The organism is Corynebacterium sp. HMSC05H05 (assembly GCF_001807265.1).
Classification (GTDB): domain Bacteria; phylum Actinomycetota; class Actinomycetes; order Mycobacteriales; family Mycobacteriaceae; genus Corynebacterium.
In genome coordinates this window covers 1-19,659 of sequence record NZ_KV788399.1, presented here as the reverse complement: position 1 = coordinate 19,659, position 19,659 = coordinate 1, and the positions used below count along the sequence as shown (strand labels likewise).

The following is a 19,659-nucleotide window of genomic DNA, read 5'->3' as shown; positions in this document are numbered from 1 at the left end:
AACCCATGCACTCGCGGGCTGACTGTATTCTGGCTGGCATGACTAACGGATTCGGCTTTTCCTTTCCTAACGACTCGAACGATGACGGCGAAGGCGACGGCAACAATCGGGGCGGCGACGGAAACGGCCGCGGCGACGCGAACAACCCGTTTGCCGCATTCGGCTTCGGCGGGGGCCAGCCCGGCGGAGGCGGCTTAGGCGACGTGTTTAACCAGCTGGGCCAGATGCTCTCCGGCATGGGCTCGTCCATGAACGCCCAGGCGACGGGCGACGCGGTGAACTTCGAGCTGGCCGCGCGCATGGCACGCCAGCGCATCTCGGGTGCAAACCCGGTCTCCGATGCGGACACCCGCGCGGCGGAGGAATCCCTGCGCTTAGTGGAGCTGTGGCTGGACGAGGCCACGGACCTGCCCGCAAGCGGCGCACAGGCGCAGGCGTGGAACGCCGAGCAGTGGCTGAACCAGACCATGCCCATGTGGAAGCGCCTGGTCAACCCGGTGGCGGAGCACATGAACCGCGCCCAGCTGGACTCCATGCCGGAGCAGGCCCGGGAGATGATGGGCCCGATGGCCGGGATGATGAACCAGATGAACGCCATGCAGTTCGGCATGAAGCTCGGCCACGCGCTGGGCGATTTGGCGCAGCAGGCGCTGACCGGCACCGACTTCGGCCTGCCCGTGGCCCCCGCTGGCACCGCCGCGGTGCTGCCGCGAAACATCGCCGAGATTTCCAAGGGCCTGGAGCTGGCCGGCCAGGAAGTGATGGTCTACATCGCCGCCCGTGAGGCCGCACGCCAGCGTCTGTTCCGCCACGTGCCGTGGCTGGTGGAGCGCGTCGTCTCCTCCGTGGAGGAATACGCCGCAGGTCTTGAGATCGACACCTCCCACATCGAGGAAGTCGCCCGCAACCTCAACCTGGAAGGCGGCGACCCGCAGCAGATCCAGGAGGCGCTGCAGAACCTGCAGGGCGAGGACCTCTCCCCGCGCGTGGGCACCCGCAACGCCGGCGCCACCTCCCGCCTGGAGACGCTCATCGCCCTGGTGGAGGGCTGGGTCGACGTGGTGGTGGCTGAGGCACTCGGCGACCGTATCCCGTCCACCCCGCAGCTGGCCGAGGCATGGGCGCGCCGACGCGCCACCGGCGGCTCCGCCGAGCAGGCCTTCGCCAACATCGTGGGCATCGAGCTGGGTGCGCCGCGCACCCGCGACGCCGCCGAGCTGTGGCGCCGCATCGACACTGCCGTGGGCACCGAGCGCCGCGACCAAGTGTGGAACCACCCGGATCTCCTGCCGACCGCGGAGCACTTGGACAACCCGGCGGCGTTCATCGACACGCTTCTCGACGATCAACCCGACACCGACTTCGACGACGAATTTGCCAAGCTCGAGCAGGAGCTGCGCGACAACCCGGAGCTCAAGCGCGAGGACGGCGACGGCAAGGACGACGGACGCGAGGACGGCACCGAGCTCTAGGTCTCTGAGCTTCCGAAGCGCTGGTAGGCCTCCAGGTAGCCGCGAGCGCGCTCCGCGTACGGTACCTTGTCCGCCCACTGGTAGAACTCGGCGCTGTGGTTCGGGATGAACGTGTGCGTCAGCTCGTGCACGATCACCGCGTCCAGCACGTAGTCCGGCACCTGCTTGAGCCGGTCGCTGATGCGGATGTCGCCGGTAGCAACCGTGCAGGAGCCCCACCTGGAGCGCTGGTTAGACACCCACCGGATTGAACCGATGCGCGCTTGGCCGTCCAGGACGTGCGTGTTCAGGGAGTCGGCGCGCGTGCGCAGGGAATCGTCGTCACGCGGGCGTGCCTTTGTCTTGCGGTCGAGTTTGGCCAGCATCTCGGTGACCGCCTCGCGCTCCTGCGCGTCAGTGAAGTGCGCGGGGATGCGGATCTCCGCCACCCCGCCGACAAGCCGCGCCTGCACCGAGCGCGTCCTGCGCGCCGAGCGGATCACGCGGTACGGCGTCGAATTGTTCTGCGTTTGCCTGCCAGCCATGGCAATGCATTGTAGGATCCCGCATCGGGGGTGGATGCAGGGATGATCAACAACAACGCACGGGTGAAACTCGCCCAGGGCGCGCACCCGTTTCTGCGCGCAGACAACGTCATGCAGTTCGGCACCGACGCCACGCGTACAGGTTTGGTGACCACCGAGCACGCCAAGGACGTCGCCGCACTGTTGGGCGTGCTGATGCGGCCGCGGCGGCTGGGCTGGGTGCTGGAGCAGCTCGCCGAGCTCATCGGCGCCGAGGCTGCCCGCAGCCTGGTGGACGACCTACTCAGCTACCGGGTGCTCGTCCCGGCTGTAAAACCCGAGGTGCTGCTCGTCGGCCACGGGTGTTTGGCCGCAGCGGTGACCGCAAGACTGCGCGAGTGCGGGTTGGATGTGCGCACGCAAGCGCGCAACGAGGCGCTGTCGAAGTTCCTCCTGCGCGGCGACACGTGGGTGCCGGTGACTGCGGTGAACACCACTGCCCTACTCGGCGAGCTCGCCGCACTGACCCGTCAGCGCCAGGGCGCGGTGCTGCCGGTGACGCAGGTGGACGCGCGCGTGGTGGTGGGCCCGGTGTGCGCCCGCCCCGGCCCCTGCCCGTTGTGCGTGCGCCTCTATCTTTTGGACCGGGACCCGAACTGGCCCGTGGTGGAGCAGCGCGCGCCGCTGAGCGTGCAGGGAGACCCTGTAGCTGCGGCGGCTGGCGCTGCGTTTGCCGCGGTGTCGCTGCGACGTTTGGCGGGCTTACCGGACCCGCCCGGGGTCTCCGCGCCGAAGCCGGAGGCTGGGCTGCTCACGGTGGTGGACCCGTTCGCGCCGACGCCGGTATCCACGGCGTCGCTGCCGCCGCACCCGGACTGCGCCATGTGTTTCTAGGGATGCTTCTAGCGGAACTGCCCCAGCACTTCGAGCACCCCGGCGCCATAGTTGTCCACCTTCACCGGACCCACGCCGGAGACGCCGAGCAGCTCGCGCTCGTCTGCAGGCATGGCCTCCGCGATCGACATCAGCGTCGCGTCGGTGAACACCACGAACGCCGGCTGGCCAGCGGCGCGCGAGACGTCCAGGCGCCAGCGCTTCAGCGCGGCGTAGACGGCCTCGTCAAAGCTCGGCTCGCATTCCTCGTGCCTGCCCAAGGACTTCTCCGCGGGCGTGCCCAGCTGGTTGCCGCACACCCGGCAGCGCTTCGCGCGCTTGAGCCGCTGCGGGGATTTTTCCACCTCCAGATCCGGCACCAGCCCGTCCAAGAAGCGCGAGCGGGTGCGGCTTTTGTGCCCGCCCTCCTGGCGCGCCAGCGACCACGACATGTGCAGGTGCTCGCGCGCACGGGTGACGCCGACGTAGAACAGGCGGCGCTCCTCCTCGATCTGCTCGTCGCCGGCTTTCAGCGCGTGCGAGATCGGCAGCGTCTTTTCCACCAGGCCGACCAAGAACACCGCGTCCCACTCCAGGCCCTTCGCGGCGTGCAGGCTGGCCAGGGTCACCCCGTCCACGGCCGGGGGCTGCTTCGCCTCCGCGCGGCGGCGCAGCGAGCCCAGCACCTCCGTCATGGTGGACGCCTCGCGGGTGCGCACGATCTCCTCGATCAGATCCACAAGCGCGTTCAAGGACTGCCAGCGCTCGCGGGCCTTCGCGCCCTCCGGCTCTTCCGGGGTCAGGCCCAGCGGGGCGAGCGCGGCACGCGCGATGCGCACCGGATCGTCCGGCAGGTCCGTGCGCTTGGAGGCGCGCAGAAGCTGCGCGAACGCCTCGCGGATCTCCGCGCGCTGGAAAAAGCCCTCGCCGCCGCGGACTTGGTAGACAATCCCCTCGTCCGCAAGTGCCGCTTCAAAGGCGGCGGACTGCGCGTTGATGCGGTACAAGATGGCGATCTCGCGGGCGGGCACGCCGTCGTTGAGCAACTTGCGCACCTTCTGCGCCACCGCGCGCGCCTCTGCGGGCTCGTCGTCGTAGCCGTTGAACTGTGGCTCCGGGCCGTGACCGCGCATGCCTTGCAGCTCCAGGCGGGTGCCGGCGATGCGGCCGGTGGCCTTGCCGATGACGGTGTTGGCCAGGTCCGTGATCTCCACGGTCGAGCGATAGTCGCGCTGCAGCTTTACCACGGTCGCGTGCTCGTACGTGCGCGAGAAGTTCAACAGGTAATCCGGGGTCGCGCCGGTAAAGGAGTAAATGGTCTGGTTGGCGTCGCCGACCACCGTCAGGTCGTCGCGGGTGCCTAGCCAGGCCTCCAGCACACGCTGCTGCAAGGGGGTGACGTCCTGGTACTCGTCCACCACGAACGACTGGTACTGCGCGCGGAATTCCTCCGCCACCGCCGGCGCGTTCTCCAGGGCGCCAGCGACGTGGATGAGCAGGTCGTCATAGTCGATCAGCATGCCTTCCGGGCTGGTCTTCGCCTCCTCGTAGAAGCGGTAGACCTGGGCGACCTTCTGCGCGTCTGCCGGCGGTGTTCGCGGGGAATCGGCGATGCGCTGCACGTAGTCCTCCGGACCGATGACGGAGGACTTCGCCCACTCGATCTCGCTGAGCAAGTCGCGCACCATTTCCTTGCCCGTGTCCAGGCCTGCGGCGCGGGTGGCGCGGGCGACGATGGGGAACTTGTTGTCCAGCACCCGCCACGGCAGATCGCCTGCGATCTGGGGCCAGAAGTACTGCAGCTGGCGCATCGCCGCGGAGTGGAACGTGCGCGCCTGCACCCCGCCGATGCCCATGGCGGTAAGCCGGTCGCGCATCTCGCCGGCGGCGCGCTTGGTAAACGTCACCGCCAGCACGCGGTTGGGGGCGACCTGGCCGCGGTCGATGAGGTTGGCGATGCGGTAGGTGATCGTGCGAGTCTTGCCCGTGCCTGCACCGGCGAGGATGCACACCGGCCCGCGGGGTGCTTCCGCCGCCACACGCTGGTCGTCGTCCAGCACGCTGAGGTCTATCGCCATGGGTGTGCTCCTTCCGGGTTGTGCGTTTGTGGAGTGTGCGGGGAGCCCGCCCAGTCGTCGATGAGTGCGCGGGCGATCGTGCCCTCCGCGGCAAGCGTAAGTTCGCCTAGCTCCTCACGGCTGGCCCAGACGGTGCGTGTCAGCTCCCCGTCCGTGGGCGCTTGCGCATCGACGTCCGCCGTGCGCGCCGCCATGCCGAGCATGAGCGCGCCTGAGAGAGGCCACGGCTGGGAGCGCACGTAGCGCACATCGCGCACGCGGCGGCCGGTTTCCTCCCACACCTCGCGGGCAAACGCGGCCTCGAGGGTCTCGCCGACGTCCACATACCCCGCCACAAGGGTGAGGTAGCCGGGGCGGCGGGCGTTTTCCACCAGCAGGATCCGCTCCCCCGCCGGGTCCTCCACCAGGCCAATCACGCACGGATCCAGCCGCGGGAAGATCGGCCGGCCGGTGGCGCCGCGGGCGACGATGCCGCCGTCGCCCCAGCGCACCTCGGAGCCGTCCGCAGGGTCGAAGCGGGTGCGCTCGCGGGCGTTGACCAGACCGACTGCCCGCGCCGCCAGCGGGTGGCTGGCGTGGGTGCGCGCGTCCCCGGTGCTCCCCTTTGGCCCGGCGAGATCTGCCGCGTCGACGCCGTGCACCCGGGCCGCAGTGACATCCCTGGTCACGTGCACGTGGGAGGTGATTTCGGCGGCGGCCGGAGGTGCGTCAATAAGCTTTGGCTCCCCGTCGGCACCGAGTGGGAAGCGCCCGGCAGCATCGATGAGCAAGAACATCCGGCTAATCCCGGTTGGTGATCGCGCCGTTCATGCGCACGTACAGCAGGCGATCGCCCGGCTCGACCGTTTCCGCCTCGGGGGAATCGATGCGGTAGAGCTCGCCGGAGCGCACGACTCCCAGCACAATGTCCGCGAGGTGGCGGGGGTTCGCGCCGACCTCGTCGTCCGCGATCTGGCGCTCCGCCACCGCGAATCCTTCGTCCGGACTGAGCAGGTCCTCCATCATCTCCACCACCGGCGGGGTGACGGTGGCGATGCCGAGCAAACGGCCCGCGGTTTCGGAGGAGACGATCACCGAATCCGCACCGGACTGCATGAGCAGGTGCTGGTTTTCGCTCTCGCGCACACTGGCCACGATCATCGCGCTCGGCGCCATCTCGCGCACCGACAAGGTGATCAGCACGGCTGTGTCGTCCGACGACGGTGCCACGATCACGGACCGGGCGCGGCTGACCGCGGCCACGCGCAGCACATCCGACTTGGTGCCGTTGCCGTGGACGGTGATCAACCCGCGCTTCTCGGCGACGGTGAGTGCGGCCGGGTCCGGGTCGATGACCACGATCGAGGACGGCGACGCGCCACCGGCGATCAGGGCGTCGATTGCGGAACGGCCCTTGGTGCCGTAGCCGATGACAATAGTGTGGTTACGCACGCTATTCCTCCACTGTTGAATTTGGAGCGTCTTGCGGGAATCCTCCGTGAGCACCGACAAAGTGGTGCCGACGAGGAGCATCAGGAAAGCCACGCGGGCCGGGGTGATGAGGAAGATGTTGAGCAGGCGGGCGGACTGCGTCACCGGCGTGATGTCGCCGTAGCCCGTGGTGGACAGCGTCACCGCGGAGTAGTACAGCGCGTCGATGAACGTCAGCGGCTCGGAGTAGCCGTCTCTGTCCATGTACGCCACGAACGCGACCGCGACGATGAGCAGCAGCGCGTAGAAGAAGCGGCGCGCGATCAGCGACCACGGGGTGGCGCGCGCCGCCGTGGGGATGTTCACCACGTCCAGCAGGCTGTGCACCGGGATCTCGGTGAGGTTGGTCGCGTCTGCGCGCAGCGACAACAGGCTCCGAAGCTTCATCCCTGCCGCTCCTCGCTTTCTAGTGCAATGTTTTCGCCGGGCGTGCCGGTGCCCGCGCCTCCGAGCATTGTCTCGAGCTGGTCGAGATCCGGCAAGGCGCGCGGCGCGAACGTTTCACCGGTGCGCACGTAGAAAAATACCGCCCGCACCGGTTTACCGTCACCTGCGATCCGGCGCCACGCCTCGCGGTAGACCGCAAGCTGCAGCTGGGCAGATTCCATCGCGTCGCGGCCTGGCTTTTCGCCAGTCTTCCAGTCAACCACGACCCAGCCGTCATCGTCGGCGAAGACGGCGTCCATGCGCCCGCGCACGACCGAATCGCCCAGTGCCAGCTCGAAGGGGTGCTCGACGTACTCGGGCGTGCGCCCGGCCCACTCGCTGGCCTCGAAGTTGCGCTTCAGCCGATCCAGGACGGCACGGTCCACCTCCGCCTCGTCGTTGCCCGGCAGCTCGTCTTCTGTGAGCAGCGGGCGCGCGCCGTAAAACTGCTCCAGCCACTCGTGGAACGCGGTGCCGCGCTTGGCGTACGTGTTCGGCTTGAACGGCACTGGGCGGCGCGCGCGGCGGGCGAACTGCTCCGGGTCCGCCTTCAGCGCCACCACGTCGGAGGCGGTGAGCTCGCCCGGCATGACCACCGGCACGTCCGCGGCCTGGGCGGCGTCGTGCTCCTCGATCAACGCGGTGGCGTCGCGCTCCCAGAGGGAGAACAGCTCGCCTTCGGCGTAGTCCGGCAGCGTGTCCATGGCGGCGCGGACCGCTTCGGCGGCCGCGAGGTCTCGTGCTGCAGGCGCGTAGTGGGGCCAGCGGCCGGAATCCGGCGCTACCGCCTCCTGCGTGGCCACTTCTTCGTCTGCCTCTGGCGTGGTGCCGTCGTCCCAGACCACCACGCATTCCTCGGGCACCCGCTCGCGCATGGCGGCGAAGTGCTCGTACGGCTCCGCCTCACGTGCCACGCCTTCGCGACGGCGCGAGCCGGTGACAATGAGCTTCTTCCCGGAGCGGGTCACGGCCACGTAGAACAACCGGGCGGCCTCCTCGGCCAAATCCCCGGCGACCTCCTTGAGCCAGGCCTTGCCGGCTTTTTCGAAATCCGAGCGGTTTTCCACGTCCGCGAAAACCGGGTAGACGTCCGGGTCGCCGAACGTTTCCGTCGGCAGGAAGCGCGGGAAGGTGAGGAAGGTTTCCGTCTTGGACTTGTACGTTGCCGCGTCTGCGTGCAGCACCGCCACGGTGTCCCACTCCAAGCCCTTGGCCTTGTGCGCGGTAAGGATCTGCACCCGGTCCTCTTTCACCGCCACCGCGCCCGGGGCCAAGCCGTCCTCGAAGCTGCGGGCGAGCTCGAAGAAGTTCAGTAGCCCGTCCAGGCCCGCACCCGGGTATGCGGCCACCTCCTCGAGCAGCCGGTCCAGGTGCACCGCGCCGGTGGCGGAGCCGCGGGCGAGCACTTCGGTGCGGATGCCGAAGACGTGGATGATGTCGGCGAACAGGTCACTGAGCCGCTTGCCCAGGCTGTGGGTGCGCAGCCAGCGCAGCTTCGCCGCGGTATCGCGCATACGCGCGAGGCCTTCTTCGCTGTAGCGCTCCGGCTCGCCCAGGTCCGCCAACGCGTCCGTGAGGCCTTCGGGTTTGTCAGAGCTAACGGAGATTTCCTCGGCGCGGGCTACGAGCTCCTCCAACTGGGCGTGCAGGTTTTCTGCCGGATCTGCCGGGGCGGCCTCCGGCGGAGTATCAGACCCCGATCCGTGCAGGTTGTTCGCGCGCGACGCCAGTCCCTGCAGGTCTGCCAGGCCCAGACCCACGGCCGGTCCGCCGAGGACGCGCAGCGCAGCCGCGGTGTCGTCCGGGCGCACCAGCATGGTGGCGATGGCGACGGTGTCGGCGACCTCCGGAACGTCTAAAAGCCCTGCAAGACCCACAATCTCATAGGGCACCCCCCGCTCCTCCAGTGCCGCCGCCAAAAGCGGCGAGTGGCGGTTCTTGCGCACCAGCGCGGCCGCCGAAAGCGCGCGCCCTTCCTGCGCCGCCGCCTGGTATTCCTGCGCAAGTGCGTCAGCCACGTAGGCGATCTCCGCGTCCTGGTCCGGGAAGAAGCCCAGGGTGACGTCGCCGGCATCCGCGGCCGGCCGGGGCTCTAGCGGGGCCACGGCTCTGTCCTCGGCGATGCCCAGCACTGCGTCGGAGACGCCGTTGGCCAGGTCCAACACCTCGGGCGGATTGCGCCAGGAGGTAGTCAGCTGTTTCTTCGGCGCCCGGCCTTCTGGCGACGGGAAGTCCTCCACGAACGCGGCCAGGTTGGCGGCTGTGGCGCCGCGCCAGCCGTAGATCGCCTGCATGGGATCACCCACGGAGGTCACGGTCAGCGACGGGTCCGCGCCTTCGCCGAACAGGCTGCGCAGCAGCACGCGCTGCGCATGGGAGGTGTCCTGGTACTCGTCCAGCATGACCACGCGGTAGCGGGAGCGCTGCGACTCCCCCACCGTCTGATGGTCGCGCGCCAGCTGTGCTGCCACGGACATCTGCTCGTTGAACGTGACCACGCCGCGGCGGCGCAGCTCCGCCGCCAGCTCCTCCACCAGCGGCAGCATGTTCACGCGCATTTCCTGCTTGGAACGCCAGTTGGTGAGTACTTTGGTGAACTCCACGCGGGCGCGCGGGGCCATGGGATAGGACTCGGTTTCTGCGAGGAAGTCGTGGGCGTGCCCGCGCACCCACTCGGGCGAGGCAAGCTCGTTGCCCATCGCGGTGGTCAGCGCCAGCAGGTCCTCCACCACGGTGGACAGCGACGGGTTGGAGCCCAGTTCCGTGATCAGCCCGCCGGAGTAGTTGACCACCACGTCGGTGGCGATGGCGTGCAGCTCCGCGTCGGTGATCAGCCGGGCGTCCGGCTCCACCGGCACCAGCAGGCCGTACTCGCGGATCAGCTCGCCGGCGTACGAGTCATAGGTGGACACCGAAGGCGCGATCACCTCCAGGTTCTTCGCCAGCTCGCCGGAGGGGTCCAGGCGGCGCACCAGGTCGGTGTTGGCAGCGAGCGAGCCCAGCCGGTCCCGGATGCGCTTGCCCATCTCCTGGGCGGCCTTGCGCGTAAACGTCAGGCCCAAAACTTCGTCCGGCCGGGCGTAACCGTTGGCCACGAGCCACACCACGCGCGCGGCCATGGTTTCGGTTTTGCCGGCACCGGCGCCGGCGACCACCAGCAGCGGGCCGGGCTCCGCGCCGATCACGGCCGCCTGCTGGTCTGTCGGCGGGTACTGCTGGCCCAGGTAGCGCGACAGCAGCACGGGAGACATCGGGGTGGGGTTAGACATGGTGGATCGTCGCTCCTTCCGGCTGGATCGGGCACAGCGCTCGCACAGCGCAACGGTCGCACTGCGGGCCGACCACGGCGAGCAACGTCGGTCCTGCGGTTTCCTCTGGCAGCCCGTCAAGCGCGGCGGCGAGCGCGTCCAGCTCTTCGCCGGTTTTCGCCGCTTGTTCACGGGTGCTCAGCGTGGTCTTGTTCGCGTTCGGGTACACCAGCACCGCCCCGCCCACCGAAAGCGCATTCGCGCCGTCGCGCGCGGTGACCACCTTGCCGCCGGCGAACTCGCCGTGCGCCAGCGCCAGCTGGTAGGTGGCCAGCTGGGGGTTGTCCGCGGTGGCGTCCACGGTCGGCGGGTACGCGCCCGTTTTCAGGTCCACAATGTGCACGGCACCGCTGCTGTCGCGCTCGAGTCGGTCCAGCCTGCCGCGGATGCGCACATTGTCGCTGACCTGGACGTTCACGTCAGCTTCCACCGCGAGCTGCTCAAATGCACCGCGGCTGGCCTCGAGCCAGCCGTGGGTGCGCTCGAGCATGGCCTGAAAGTCCGCGATGTCGCGCTCGACCTTCCATTCCGGGGCGTTATCTGCGGCCCGGCGCGCCGCCACGGTGGCATCCAGCGCCTCGTCGGCGTCCATGCCGTTGCCCAGCGCTTCGAAGTAGGCGTGTGCCATGGAGCCGTAAATCATGTCCAGGGTTTCGTCCAGGCCGGACATCCGTTCCAGCACGGCCTGCATGGGGCATGCGAGCAGCTTTTCCACCCGCGACGGCGACAGCGCCGGCGAGACCTCGAGCGGCTCGCTTGTGGACGGCTCCGTGGTCGTCCACCACTGCTCCGGATCCGCGCCCAGCACCCCTGCGGCCGCCAAACGCGCGAGTTGGCGGGACGCCTGGCTGCGCTGCGCCTCTGTGGATGCAGGGTCCACCAGCACGCGGCGGAACTCGGCGATCAGGTCGTCATGCGCGAGCACGCGCACCACTGTGCTTCCGTCCTCGGCCCCTGTGGCAGTGCTGTTGTGCTGCGCGGCGATCCGCGTGGCGTCCACGGACGAGCCCGCAATGTGAACCGGGCGCGGCTGCACGCCATAGTCCCTACAGAATTCCTCCACGAACCTGGAACGCTGCTCCACTTCCTCGCCGTCGTCGCTTTCCACGGCGGTGACCAACAGCTGCTCCGTGGCGCGGCTGGTCGCCACCGTGAACAGGCGGCGCTCCTCCACTAACCGTTCGTTGATGTGGGAGACGGGCACACCGGGGTCGACGTCCTTGTCGATGAGATCCACCAGGTCTTCCTGGCGGAACAGCGACCCGGTCTCCCCCAGACTCGGCCATGTCAGCTCTTGCACGCCCGCCACGACCACGCGGCGGAATTCGCGGCCCACCGCGCCGTGGGCGGTAAGCAGGGCGGCTGCGTCCGGGGTGGCGTTGCGGCGGTCGCGCACACCGGTGGGCAGCTCCTGCTCGGTGATCGAGGCGACGAAGGATTCGATGCCCGCGCTGGGCCTGCGTTCCGTGTGGTCGCCGGCGGCGTCGAATAGCGCCATCACGGCATCGAGGTCCCTGTCCGCCTGCGAACCGGTCGCACCACCCCGCAGCGCAGACGCCAGCAACCGATTGGATAAGCCCGTGGCGTGCCAGAGCGCCCACAGCACTTCCTCCACCGTGCCGCCGTCCGCCAGCACGCTGCGCCCGGCGTCGAGCACGTCGCGCACGCGGTGCAGGATGTCCAGCTCGCGGTCCGTGAGCACCGTGCCGAAATCCGGGAGCCCGGCCGGGGTGGCCAACAGCTCGCGCAAGCTTTCCTCCGCGCGTGTCTCCGGCGACCAGCGGCGCAGGCCGCGCAGCAACCTGCGCAGCGTTACCGGGTCTGCACCGCCGACAGGACTGAGCAGCAGGTCGCGCCACTCGGTGGCCGAAAGTTCCTCGTACAGCGCGCGCACGCCGAGCAGCAGTGCGGAAACGATGCGCTGCTCCCCCAGCACCAAATCGGTGGGGTTGAGCGAGACCGGCACCCCGGCGCGCAGCAGCGCGCGTCGCATCGGCTCCAACAGCGGTGTGGAGCGCACCACCACAGCCATGTCGCGGTACGCCACGCCCTCTTCCAGGTGGGCGCGGCGCAGCGTGTCTGCTACTAGGGAAAGCTCCGCCGCGCTGGAATCTGCGATCGCCGCGGACCTCGCAGGCGTTCTGCGGGTGGCGCCGAGGTCGATCCCCTCGTGGTCCAACCCGCCAATGTCCTTAAAGAACGCCGGGGAGGCACCGCGGAAGTGGAATACGGATTGCTCCAGATCCCCACCGACGACCCCGAGATCCGCCTGCTCCAGCAGCCGTTGCACCAGCGCCGCGGATGCCGGCGCCAGGTGCTGCGCGTCGTCCACGATCACGGTGTGCCACGTGCGCGGCAGCTCCACCTCACACGCGGCGGCAATCAGCTCGGAGGCCGACAGGCGGTGCGCACCGGACAGTGCCATCACCTGCTGGTATTCGCGCAAGAAATCGCCCGAAGCGGACCAGATACCAATGCCGTGACGTTGGCCCAGCTCCACCAGATCCTCCGGGCCCTGGCCACGCTCGATGGCGCGCAACAGAAAGTCCCTCAGCTGCCGTGCGAAACCAACCATGGGCAGCGCCGGGCGCAGCTCCGCGGGCCACGTGCCGCCACCGTCTTCGGCATGTCCCTGCAGCAGTTGGCGGATCACCGCGTCCTGCTCCGCGCCGGAGATCAACCGCAGTTCTTCGTCCAATTGCTGGCGCACCAGCGCGAACGCGAGCGAGTGCACGGAGCGCACCACCGGCTCGTCGGAGACAAAGCCGGAGGCGGCCAGCGTGTCCGCCAGCTCCGCGCGCAGCCGCGCGCCGGTCTCCTTTGAATCTGTGAGCACCAACACTCCGCCCGGGCCGTGTTCCGCTTCGCTGCCTGCGTGCCTTCGCATCGCGGCCGCGGCGGTGTCCAGCAGGAAGCTCGACACCCCGGAGCCCGGCTCGCCCGTGACCTTGTGCAGGCCTTGCTGGGGCAGGTCAACCGGCCATTCGCGCCTTGTGTCCGGGCGCGTGCGCGGCACGAGGTAGGCCTTCGGCTCAAGCGCGGCCGGGGGCACGGGAGAGGGTCTGGTGGAAGTCATGTCGTCGATTGTGTCACTCACTCCGACACGAGCGCCCGATCAACCCCCTCAACTATCGAACGTATGCCCGAACCTGCAGCTCTCGCGCAGGCCACACGGTATTCCAACGCCCGTCGCGCAAGTTCCCGCAGCCCCGGCACATGCGCCCACCGGTCCAGCACGGCCGCATCGCAGGCCTCAGCGAGCAGCCCGTCCACAATCACCAGCGCCGCGGTGAAACCTCGGGGGCGTTTTCCCGAAGACGGCACAAGGTCCGTCAACGTCGGCACCATATCCCCGGAAAAGAGCAGGCAGGACGCAAAGTCCATGTGCGCCACAACGTCGTCTGGCTGCGGCGTGTAGTCGCGCCACACCGCGCGCTCTGCCGTGGCGAACGCGTCGCCGCGGTCCGCCGCCGGCGCCTCGACCCCGGCCATCGCCTCGTCATAGTGCAGGGCGGCGGACACGGCTTCGTCGATACGCGCAAGCACCCGCCCCTCAACGAACTCGCTGGCCTTGAAACCACCAACGACCAGGCGACCGTCGGTGGCGCGCACCGGACGGGAGACGGCAATGCCCGCGCCGAACTCGCCAGCATGGTCGCGGGCTTTGCCGGACCACGCCGCCGTATCGCTGGCCTCGGAGACCACCACCCTGCCGAAGCGGACACCGTTGTCCCACTCCGGCCCTACGGGCAGGCCAGAGCGCCCGTCGAGCTGAAACGCGGATAACACGTGCCCGGGGATCTGCCGTGCTGTGCGCTCTGCCACTTTCAGCCCCCTACAGCGCCGCTGGGCGCGGGTAGGGCCACGGGTTCGGCCGGCACGTGTCCGCGTTGTCCGGGTAATTGTCGTCCGGGCTCATCTCCCGCAGCTGCGCGTTGTTCAGGCTCAGGGTCTGCTGCATCATGATCGGCGCCAGCGCGTTCGGCTCCGGGCACGGCACGTGCTCCGCAAAGCCCACTGCATGGCCCACCTCGTGGTTGATCAGGTATTGGCGGTAGCTGCCCAGATCACCCTGGAACGGGACGGCGCCGCGCACCCAGCGCGACTCGTTGAGCAGCACCGTGTCCTCGCCCGTGATGCGGGTGCGGCAGCTGGTTTCGGTGCCAATCTGGACCCCACACAGCTCCGCGGTGGTGTCCAGGGAGGTCAGACGGATTTTCAGCGACGGGTTGTCGTCGGCGCTGACATGCTCGAAGCGGAAACGCGGATCATTAATCCAACCACGCGGGTCACTCAGCGTCGCGTCAACCATGTGCGCAAACGCCTCGTCGCCGCCGTATCCAGAGGTATCGATGCCGTGCTCAACCTCCACAGCAAATCGCACCACAAGCTCGGTGCCTTCGCCTGCGGTCATGCCCGGCGCACCCACCTCGTAGAAGGTGCCGGCGCCGGTGGTGGTGTATGGACCGCCTGGCGGCAGATCGTGCGGATCGAACTGCCCTTCCGCAATTTTCGCCGGCTCCAGCGGCTTCACGCCGCCATCCGGGTCCTCCCCGCGCTGCGCGGGCGAGGACGCTGCCGAGGCGTCCTCCTCAGCAGAGGGGCCAGTGGCCCCTACGGCGAGGTCCTCCGGGTTCTGGAACATGTTGATCAACACGAAAACGGTGATCACGGCTAGCACGGGGATGGCATAGGCGCGCCATCCGTAATCCTGCGCGAACGCGGCAATTCTACTGTCCCCGCCAGCGGCACCGCCAGAGGATGCGCCGAATACTCCCCCACCAGTTTCGGCGTGTGCGGCGCGGGACTTGGGCCTCCGGGCGACGACGTCAAGCTTGCTGCTCTTTCGAGAGCGCTTTGCGGCACGGCGCCGGCGCGGGCGCGCGGGCTCAGTGTCCTCGGCCTCAAGGTCCCAGCTATCAAACCAGTCGCCGAAGTCATCGTCAACGGCGTCGTTAGCGCCGATTTCGCCGTCGCTTGAACGGCGGTGCGCCTCGGGGTCGCCGCCGATGGGGCCACCGCCGCGGGCGTCCCGTTCATGTGCGCCGTGCCGTTGTGCCATAAATGCGTAATTTAGCGCATGAACCCGACGGACCGGGCTGCGGCAGTACCCTGCTCCACGTACACGATGCGGTCGGTACGGATGAGGTAGACGCGGCCCTTGTCGTCCTCCACCTTCAAGGTGGGCTGGCCGCCGTCAATCGCCTGTTCGACAGTGGCGATGATGTCGTTTTGCCCCTCCGGCAGCTTGATCGTCAGTTCGCGGGGGCTGTCTGCAAGACCAATCTTGATATCCATAGTGTCGCTCACTGTCCTTCACGCTTGATGTTGTCTCTCGGGTTAGTTTGTAGGCGACGGCGGACCTCATTGAGCCCGCGCGCACAGTGTGCCCATTGTAACGGCCTGCAGTTAAGATGAACGCGTGCCCTATTCAGCTGAGAGTGAACACAACCGCGCCTCAACTGGCGCCCCGGCCGGCGAGAAGTCGCTGCCGCCGACGTTTGCTCAGCTGGGCGTTGCCGCCGAAATTGCCGATGCGCTGGCGCAGCGCGGCATTGTTCGCCCCTTTTCCATCCAAGAACTGACTCTGCCCCGCGCACTGGTGGGCCGGGACATCATCGGCCAGGCCCGCACCGGCATGGGCAAGACGTTCGGCTTCGGTGTGCCGCTGCTCGACCGTGTTTTTGACGACGCGGACATCGAGGAGCTCGACGGCACGCCGCGCGCACTCGTGGTGGTGCCCACCCGCGAGTTGGCGGTGCAGGTGGGCGACGATCTAGCCTTCGCCGCTTCCCAGACACCGGTGCGCGTGACCACGATCTACGGCGGCCGTCCGTACGAGGACCAGATCGCCGCGCTGAAGGCGGGCGTGGACGTTGTCGTCGGCACGCCCGGGCGCCTGATCGACCTGCACGAGCGCGGGGACCTCACCCTTTCCCACGTCGCCATTCTGGTACTCGATGAAGCGGACGAGATGCTGGACATGGGCTTCTTGCCCGACATTGAAAAGTTGTGGGCTGCGGTGCGCGGGGACGCGCAGACGATGCTGTTTTCCGCCACCATGCCGGGCCCGATTCTTACGCTTGCGCGCGCGAAGATGAACACACCAGTGCACATCCGCGCCGAGTCCGCCGATGCGCCGCGCACCCACGACACCACCCGTCAGGTGGCGCTGAAGTCCCACCGCATGGACAAGCCCGAGGTGGTCGCGCGCATCCTCCAGGCCCGCGGCCGCGGGCGCACCATCATCTTCGCCCGCACGAAGCGCTCCGCCGCGGAGCTTGCGGAGGATCTCGCGAAGCGCGGCTTTACTGTCGCCGCGGTCCACGGCGATCTGGGACAGCGTGCTCGCGAGGCGGCGCTCGATGCTTTTCGACGCAGCTCGGCCGACATCCTCGTCGCAACCGACGTCGCCGCCCGCGGCATCGATGTCGAAGACGTCACCCACGTGATCAACTTCCAAACTCCGGACGACCCGATGACGTACGTGCACCGCATCGGCCGCACCGGCCGCGCCGGAAAAAAGGGCACTGCCGTCACGCTGGTGGGCTACGACGAGGTACGCAAGTGGGAGGCGATTAACGACGAGCTGTCGCTGGGTGCCCGCGAGCTGCCCGAGTGGTTTTCCACTTCCCCGGAGCTGCACGAGGCGCTGAACATCCCGGACTCGGCTGCGGCGCGGGTGGGGCGCCCGCGTAAAGTGCTCGGGGCACGTCCAGCACGAACCCCAGGAAGGAAACGGCGATGAATGCTCCCCTGCGTCGCACCCGCGGCGACCTGATCGCTACCGGAGTGATCGCAGGTGTCTCAGCGCTGCTGCTGGGCACCGCCTTTTTCACCGCTCCCGCGCGCGACGCGCACTTGAGTGCCGCTGAAGAAGAGCAGCAGGACTACGGCCAGCTCGCCGTGGTGCCGAAGTCCTTCAGCGAGGGCTTTTCCCTGCCGGACACATCCGGGCGCGACCAGCCGTTGGTGGCCAGCGGCATGGTGATCACGTACAACGACCACACGCTCACCGCCACCACGCCCGAGGGCGAGACCGCGTGGACGTACGAGCGGCCTAACGAGCTGTGCCTGGTGGACCAGGCCTGGGGCAAGGTCGTTGCCACCTACCGGGACAACGCTGGCTGCGGCGACGTGGTGGCTATCGATGCGAAGACCGGGAAGTACGCCGGCACACGCTCGGCTATCGCGCCTGACAACGTGGTGCGCTTGGCCTCCAACGACCGGGTGGGCTACGCCAGCTCCGAACGCGCCGAGGTATGGCGCTCCGATTTGGTGCGCACCGTGGAATACGGGCATGTGGAGGCGAAGCAGGAGCCGGACATGCAGCCGAACGAGTGCACCATCACTTCCGCGCTGACGCGCACGGAGCTCGTGGCTGTCACTGAAATCTGCGACGACGGCGCCTTTTTGCGCCTGCAGGAGGCCACGCCGGAGGATTCGCGCAAGCCCGAGGTTCTCGCCAACGTGGAAATCAGCCCCGACGCGTACCTGGTGTCCATCTCCCAGGATGCGGCCGCGGTCTACGATCCGACTACTTCCGAGGTGCGCGGCTACAACACGGAGGGCACCAACATCAGCTCCTCGTCGGTGCCGCAGATGGATAGCCCGGAACTTGGCCCGGACGGCATTGTGAAGAACCTGCCGGTTGCCGACCTGCCGCACCACATGACCTACTGGGAGAACAACTCCCTGTTGTTAATGGAGCCTTCCGCGCTTGCTGTTACGGGCGTGTTCCAGGGCGCGCTGGGTACTGGTTTCTCCGCCGGTGAGAAGTTGCTCTACGCCTCCGACAGCGGTATTGCCGTGGTGGATTGGGATAAAAATGCCGTGGACAAGATCATCCCGGTCGACCGCGGCGGCTACAGCGGTCCGGTGTACATCTCGTCCGCCGGCGCCACTGTCGTGGAAAAGCGCGGGGACGAAGTTGTGGTGATGAAGGCCAACACCTAAGCAATCGGCTTTACCCCCCTAGCGCGGCGCTTTTACTGTGAGCGCCGCGCTTTGCGTTGCGCGTAGCGCGCTTCGTTGTACTCGCGCGTCGCCGGGTGGAAGATACCGACGAGTGCGAGCACCGCAGAGGCCAGCGTCGCAGCGCCGAGAAGCGGCACGCCGCCACGGAACATGTACACCGCAACACCGGCCAAGATCGCTTCCACCAGCACAATCGCGCCAGTTGCGCGCGGGTTCCCCTTCAACGTGCTCACCGCGGCATACGCGATGTAACCGAAGATGATCACTAGGAACGTCGCGGTACCGATGTTGATGTAGTTCGCGGCCGGAGACTGCGACTCCAACGTCGAGGTGTGCTCGGTGAACTGGGAGACGATCAGGGAGGCCGCGTAGACGAACATCGCGGCGCACTGCACCAGTACCACCACTGCGCTGAACCGCATTACTGCGGGTACGGTTCCAGGCGCAACTTCGGGCATGGGCTGAGCGGGGTTGTTGTTGGTTTCCACATCGAAGCAGTCTAGGCCCCGCCGCCCCACGCTCCCATTCGTGTTGCGCGATTTGACGGTGACCTATCTCGCAGAAGAACAACCTTTCAGCAGGTCACATTGCCTATCGACGCCCTCAGGACACACCGCGCACCCAACCCCTGCCAGCCAAAACAGGGTTAGATTCTATGATTCGTATCACAATTCGGCTTACACCCCTAGCGCGGTGTAAGTGAACATGCCATTATTTCCGGGTAGCAAAAACAACGGGCTGGTTAAACAGCCCTTAACCCTCAGCCACCACAGGGTTAACGCCCGGTAAACCGGAAGACGGGTCCCGCATCCAACGGGAAGCTCCGCCCGGTGCCAGGAATCAAACTTCGTTTGCAACGCATCCGCCAAATGCGGGTGTTTGTGGTGCGCACGTAATTGCACATGGATTCAACACACCCGACTTACTAAGGAGAGTCATCATCATGGATTGGCGCCACGAAGCAATTTGCCGCGACGAGGACCCGGAACTGTTCTTCCCTGTCGGTAACTCCGGCCCGGCCCTGAGCCAGATCGCACAGGCCAAGCTGGTTTGCCACCGCTGCCCCGTCACCTCCCAGTGCCTGAAGTGGGCTCTGGAGACCGGCCAGGATGCCGGCGTGTGGGGCGGCCTGTCCGAGGAGGAGCGTCGCGCACTCAAGCGCCGCAACAAGGCCCGCGCCCGCAACCGCGCACGCCTGTCGGCATAAAACCATAAAGCTCCGCCGGATTACCTTGCCAGTAGTGCAGGGCGATACAGTAGAACATCTGTAACCGGTACCCATATTGAAGGAGGCCCCCATGAGCAAGCGTGGTCGCAAGCGCAAGGACCGTCGCAAGAAGAGCGCTAACCGCGGTAAGCGCCCCAACTCTTAAAGCGCGGTAAACGAAGTAGCAAGCGGGCCCTTCCCATTTCAGGAAGGGCCCGCTTGTTGGTTTCTGCCTACCAGCCAACCTCCGACTTAGCGCATTGCGAGGAGTGCTGCGCCGATGCCCAGGGCTGCCAGGGCTGCGACGACAGCGCCGATGATGGCTGCGATGTTGATTTGTGCCTC

16 protein-coding genes are annotated in these 19,659 nt (G+C 67.6%); 6 read left to right on the top strand and 10 right to left on the bottom strand.

The window, feature by feature from the left end; all coding sequences use genetic code 11:
• Nucleotides 1–38: 38 nt before the first annotated feature.
• Nucleotides 39–1,472, top strand: coding sequence for a zinc-dependent metalloprotease (locus HMPREF3151_RS07550; RefSeq protein WP_070474939.1), 1,434 nt, complete (start codon nt 39–41; stop codon nt 1,470–1,472).
• Here the strand turns inward: HMPREF3151_RS07550 and HMPREF3151_RS07545 are convergent.
• Nucleotides 1,469–1,996, bottom strand: a complete 528-nt coding sequence (locus HMPREF3151_RS07545) for a M48 family metallopeptidase (RefSeq protein ID WP_070474938.1) — start codon at nt 1,994–1,996, stop codon at nt 1,469–1,471. The genes HMPREF3151_RS07550 and HMPREF3151_RS07545 overlap by 4 nt on opposite strands.
• 42 nt (nt 1,997–2,038) lie before the next feature.
• On the opposite strand from HMPREF3151_RS07545, the gene HMPREF3151_RS07540 reads away from it, so the two are divergent.
• Nucleotides 2,039–2,869, top strand: coding sequence for a hypothetical protein (locus tag HMPREF3151_RS07540; RefSeq protein WP_070474937.1), 831 nt, complete (start codon nt 2,039–2,041; stop codon nt 2,867–2,869).
• A gap of 8 nt (nt 2,870–2,877) precedes the next feature.
• On the opposite strand, the gene HMPREF3151_RS07535 is transcribed toward HMPREF3151_RS07540, so the two are convergent.
• The 8 genes from HMPREF3151_RS07535 to HMPREF3151_RS07500 are packed head-to-tail and all read right to left on the bottom strand — an operon-like array spanning nt 2,878 to nt 15,428.
• A complete protein-coding gene (locus HMPREF3151_RS07535) occupies nt 2,878–4,926 on the bottom strand; it encodes an ATP-dependent DNA helicase UvrD2 (protein ID WP_070474936.1) in 2,049 nt (682 codons plus the stop codon).
• Nucleotides 4,917–5,702 (bottom strand): NUDIX domain-containing protein, encoded by a 786-nt coding sequence (locus HMPREF3151_RS07530; protein ID WP_070474935.1) that lies wholly within the window; start codon nt 5,700–5,702, stop codon nt 4,917–4,919. Before HMPREF3151_RS07530 ends, HMPREF3151_RS07535 begins: the two co-directional genes overlap by 10 nt.
• Nucleotides 5,703–5,706: 4 nt before the next feature.
• On the bottom strand, nt 5,707–6,783 hold the full coding sequence (locus tag HMPREF3151_RS07525; RefSeq protein ID WP_070474934.1) for a potassium channel family protein: 1,077 nt from the start codon (nt 6,781–6,783) through the stop codon (nt 5,707–5,709).
• Nucleotides 6,780–10,091: an ATP-dependent helicase gene (locus tag HMPREF3151_RS07520; RefSeq protein ID WP_246815236.1), complete on the bottom strand. Its 3,312-nt coding sequence runs from the start codon at nt 10,089–10,091 to the stop codon at nt 6,780–6,782. The genes HMPREF3151_RS07525 and HMPREF3151_RS07520 overlap by 4 nt, the downstream gene beginning before the upstream one ends.
• The gene (locus tag HMPREF3151_RS07515) at nt 10,084–13,206 is read right to left on the bottom strand and encodes an ATP-dependent DNA helicase (RefSeq protein WP_070474932.1); all 3,123 of its coding nucleotides are present in this window, start codon (nt 13,204–13,206) and stop codon (nt 10,084–10,086) included. The genes HMPREF3151_RS07520 and HMPREF3151_RS07515 overlap by 8 nt, the downstream gene beginning before the upstream one ends.
• Nucleotides 13,207–13,223: 17 nt before the next feature.
• Entirely contained in the window at nt 13,224–13,955 is a 732-nt protein-coding gene (locus HMPREF3151_RS07510; protein ID WP_141741368.1) for a hypothetical protein, read from the bottom strand.
• 10 nt (nt 13,956–13,965) lie between these two features.
• Complete coding sequence (locus HMPREF3151_RS07505) at nt 13,966–15,192, bottom strand: DUF3152 domain-containing protein (RefSeq protein ID WP_083290244.1); 1,227 nt, start codon at nt 15,190–15,192, stop codon at nt 13,966–13,968.
• 11 nt (nt 15,193–15,203) lie between these two features.
• A complete protein-coding gene (locus HMPREF3151_RS07500) occupies nt 15,204–15,428 on the bottom strand; it encodes a DUF3107 domain-containing protein (RefSeq protein ID WP_070474931.1) in 225 nt (74 codons plus the stop codon).
• Nucleotides 15,429–15,618: 190 nt separating this feature from the next.
• Here HMPREF3151_RS07500 and HMPREF3151_RS07495 point away from each other — a divergent pair, with 190 nt between their 5' ends.
• Complete coding sequence (locus HMPREF3151_RS07495) at nt 15,619–16,878, top strand: DEAD/DEAH box helicase (protein WP_070474950.1); 1,260 nt, start codon at nt 15,619–15,621, stop codon at nt 16,876–16,878.
• On the top strand, nt 16,875–18,086 hold the full coding sequence (locus tag HMPREF3151_RS07490; protein ID WP_070474930.1) for an Rv3212 family protein: 1,212 nt from the start codon (nt 16,875–16,877) through the stop codon (nt 18,084–18,086). Before HMPREF3151_RS07495 ends, HMPREF3151_RS07490 begins: the two co-directional genes overlap by 4 nt.
• 32 nt (nt 18,087–18,118) lie before the next feature.
• On the opposite strand, the gene HMPREF3151_RS07485 is transcribed toward HMPREF3151_RS07490, so the two are convergent.
• A complete protein-coding gene (locus HMPREF3151_RS07485) occupies nt 18,119–18,529 on the bottom strand; it encodes a hypothetical protein (protein WP_246815235.1) in 411 nt (136 codons plus the stop codon).
• Between the two features lie 521 nt (nt 18,530–19,050).
• On the opposite strand from HMPREF3151_RS07485, the gene HMPREF3151_RS07480 reads away from it, so the two are divergent.
• Together HMPREF3151_RS07480 and HMPREF3151_RS12280 are read left to right on the top strand one after the other, a co-directional pair.
• Nucleotides 19,051–19,314 (top strand): WhiB family transcriptional regulator, encoded by a 264-nt coding sequence (locus HMPREF3151_RS07480; protein WP_034997533.1) that lies wholly within the window; start codon nt 19,051–19,053, stop codon nt 19,312–19,314.
• Nucleotides 19,315–19,405: 91 nt separating this feature from the next.
• On the top strand, nt 19,406–19,480 hold the full coding sequence (locus HMPREF3151_RS12280; protein ID WP_095066802.1) for a 50S ribosomal protein bL37: 75 nt from the start codon (nt 19,406–19,408) through the stop codon (nt 19,478–19,480).
• Nucleotides 19,481–19,659: the final 179 nt, after the last annotated feature.

What these genes read in the sequence shown, in the direction of transcription:
- HMPREF3151_RS07505 (WP_083290244.1), bottom strand. Translation starts at nt 15,192, where the DNA reads ATGGCACAACGGCACGGCGCACATGAACGGGACGCCCGCGGCGGTGGC.
- HMPREF3151_RS07530 (WP_070474935.1), bottom strand. Translation starts at nt 5,702, where the DNA reads ATGTTCTTGCTCATCGATGCTGCCGGGCGCTTCCCACTCGGTGCCGAC.
- HMPREF3151_RS07550 (WP_070474939.1), top strand. Translation starts at nt 39, where the DNA reads ATGACTAACGGATTCGGCTTTTCCTTTCCTAACGACTCGAACGATGAC.
- HMPREF3151_RS07500 (WP_070474931.1), bottom strand. Translation starts at nt 15,428, where the DNA reads ATGGATATCAAGATTGGTCTTGCAGACAGCCCCCGCGAACTGACGATC.
- HMPREF3151_RS07485 (WP_246815235.1), bottom strand. Translation starts at nt 18,529, where the DNA reads ATGCGGTTCAGCGCAGTGGTGGTACTGGTGCAGTGCGCCGCGATGTTC.
- HMPREF3151_RS07520 (WP_246815236.1), bottom strand. Translation starts at nt 10,091, where the DNA reads ATGTCTAACCCCACCCCGATGTCTCCCGTGCTGCTGTCGCGCTACCTG.
- HMPREF3151_RS07545 (WP_070474938.1), bottom strand. Translation starts at nt 1,996, where the DNA reads ATGGCTGGCAGGCAAACGCAGAACAATTCGACGCCGTACCGCGTGATC.
- HMPREF3151_RS07515 (WP_070474932.1), bottom strand. Translation starts at nt 13,206, where the DNA reads ATGACTTCCACCAGACCCTCTCCCGTGCCCCCGGCCGCGCTTGAGCCG.
- HMPREF3151_RS07480 (WP_034997533.1), top strand. Translation starts at nt 19,051, where the DNA reads ATGGATTGGCGCCACGAAGCAATTTGCCGCGACGAGGACCCGGAACTG.
- HMPREF3151_RS07525 (WP_070474934.1), bottom strand. Translation starts at nt 6,783, where the DNA reads ATGAAGCTTCGGAGCCTGTTGTCGCTGCGCGCAGACGCGACCAACCTC.
- HMPREF3151_RS07535 (WP_070474936.1), bottom strand. Translation starts at nt 4,926, where the DNA reads ATGGCGATAGACCTCAGCGTGCTGGACGACGACCAGCGTGTGGCGGCG.
- HMPREF3151_RS07490 (WP_070474930.1), top strand. Translation starts at nt 16,875, where the DNA reads ATGAATGCTCCCCTGCGTCGCACCCGCGGCGACCTGATCGCTACCGGA.
- HMPREF3151_RS07540 (WP_070474937.1), top strand. Translation starts at nt 2,039, where the DNA reads ATGATCAACAACAACGCACGGGTGAAACTCGCCCAGGGCGCGCACCCG.